At 76.2% G+C, this 2,496-nt stretch carries 1 pseudogene; it reads left to right on the top strand.

Annotated features, from left to right (window positions below):
- Window positions 1-2,496, top strand: a pseudogene (locus tag Mterra_RS20480) (DUF11 domain-containing protein); the annotation flags it as partial.

The following is a 2,496-nucleotide window of genomic DNA, read 5'->3' as shown; positions in this document are numbered from 1 at the left end:
GTGCTCGTCACCCCCGCGGGCGAGCGCCCCTACGACCTCAGCCTGCGGGTGGGGGAGAGCCGCGTGCAGCTCGCCGAGGGGCGGGCCGCGCTCGAGCTCGCCGCCGGGAGCTACGCCCTGGAGCCCCGCCTGGCCGGGGCCCAGGTGGAAGGGCCCGAGCGGGTCGCGCTGGAGCCCGGCCAGACCGCCCAAGCCCGCTACCGCGTCACCCCCGAGGTCGCCCTCAGCTTCGAGAGCGACCGCACGACGATGCAGGTGGGCGAGGAGGCCGTGCTGACGGCCCGCGTGAGCACCGCCTTCCCCGACCTGCTCCCCGCCGACCTGCGCCTGGAGCTGCCGGACTGCCTCGAGCCCCGGCAGAGCCCCCGCCTCAGCTCGCCGGTCTCGGCCGGCCGCGCCGTGACCCTGCGCCTGACGGTGAAGGCGGTGTGCAAGGGGGAGTTTGCCCCCGCCGCCCGCCTCGCGCCGTGGGGCCAGAGCCGCCAGGTGGGCCTGCAGGTGCTGCAGCCCGCCACCTTCACCCTGCAGAAGACCGGCCCCGAGGCCGCCGCCGTCGGCGAGCGCGTGGCCTACCGGCTGAGGGTCGCCAACTCCGGCGACGTGGCCGGGACCGTGCGCCTGCGCGACGTGCTGCCCGAGGGGCTGGAGGGGGAGAGCCTCGAGCAGACCCTCACCCTCCCTCCCGGCCAGTCCCAGACCCTCGAGCTCGCCGCCCGGCTCACCCCCCGGGCCGGGGCCACCCTCACCAACCGCGCCGTGCTGCTCAACGCCTCCGGCCAGGAGCTCGCCGCCGCCCAGAGCACCCTGCGGGTGCTGCGCCCCAAGGCCGAGCTGAGCCGCAGCCTCGACCGCCGCAAGGTGCTGCCGGGCGAGGTGGTCACGGTGAGCCTGCGGGTGCGCAACGGCGGGGAGGCCCCCCTCGACTACGCCCTCACCGACGCCTACCCCGAGTGGCTCGAGCCGCTGGAGAAGCCCGAGTTCGCCGGCCGCCTCGAGCCCGGCGCCGAGCGCGTCCACGCCTACCGGGCCCGCGTGGCCTTCGGCGCGCCCGCCGAGGCCGGCTTCCAGGCCGAGCTGCGCTCCAACGGCGGCGACCTCCGCGCGCTCGACCGCCTCGAGCGCGTCCTGATCGGCGTGAACAAGCGGGCCGAGCGCGAGCGGGTGGTGCTGGGCAGCCCCGTGGCCTTCGTGATCGAGCTGCACAACCCCGCCGACCACACCGTGCGCTTCGAGCTGCAGGACATCCCCGGCGAGGGCCTCGAGATGGCCGAACTGCCCCAGGGGCAGATTCCCTTCGGGACGGCGAAGCCGTACGCCTGGGAATTCGTCCTCGAGCCCGGCCAGCGCGCCGAGGTGCGCCTGGAGGGCAAGCCCGCGCGGGTGGGCAGCCTGGAGAACCAGGCCCTGGCCTTCGCCGGCGGCGTGCCCGTGTCCTTCCCCAGCAAGGCGGCGGTGGCGGTGCTGCCGGTGCTCGAGCCCGCGCGCACCTCCACCATCCGGCTCGAGTTCACCGCGGGAGGCCCTGCGGGGGCTAACCCCGCCGCCCCCGGGGGCGAACGCCTGCTCCTGACCCACCTGCCGCCCAGCGAGGCGGCGGGCGAGGGCAAGGCGGTTCAGGCGCTCTACGAGCCCGGCTCGGCCCGCCTGGACGGCAACCCCCTCCCCGACCCGCGCGTGGACGGGCAGGGGCGGCTGTACTTCGAGATCCCCTACCAGCCCGGCGGCGTGCTGAGCTACCAGGTGCGCCACCGCGCGGCGCTGGGCCCGCTCGAGGCCCCCACCCTCACCCTGGGCGTCGCCGACCGCGAGGTGCTGCTGCAGGGCCGGGTGCCCTTCGCCGCGCTGCAGCAGACCCGGCCCCTGGAGGCCAAGGCCCGCCAGGGCTTCATCCAGGAACCCCTCCCCGGCACGGTGTTCCGCGTGGACAAGGCCCGGGTGGTGCTGGTGATGCCCTACGGCCTGGAGTTCGAGCTCAAGGTGGGGGGCGAGCCCGTGACCCGCGCCAGCTTAGGCCAGGCCGAGTACGACAGCGCCCGGGGCACCCAGCGGCTGGAGTACTACGGCCTGCCGCTGCGCCCGGGCGCCAACCTCATCGAGTTCGACAGCCCCGCCGGCTCCGACCGGGTGGAGGTCTTCCTGGCGGGCAAGCCCGTGCGGCTGGTGGCCCGACCGCTCAAGCTCTACGCCGACGGGCGAACCCCGCTCGAGCTCGAGCTCCTGGCCCTCGACGCGGGCGGCCTGCCCAGCGGCTTCGGCCCGCTCACCCTCGCCGGCACCCTCGAGCCCCTCGACCCCGACGCCTTCCCCGCCGCCCCGGGCTACCAGGTCCTGCTGCGCGACGGCCGCGCCGTGCTGCGCCTGCAGCCCCTGGCCCTGCCGGGCAGCCTCCGCCTCGAGCTCGCCTTCGACGACCTCGAGGGCCGCGCCGAGTTCTTCGTGCCCGGCCGCCGGAACACCCTCTGGCAGGCCCAGGGCAGCGTGGGGGCCAGCTTCGGC

It is taken from the genome of Calidithermus terrae, assembly GCF_003574345.1.
GTDB classification, from domain to species: domain Bacteria; phylum Deinococcota; class Deinococci; order Deinococcales; family Thermaceae; genus Calidithermus; species Calidithermus chliarophilus.
Note: the sequence above shows the minus strand (reverse complement) of the source record. Positions and strands in the feature narration are given on the sequence as shown.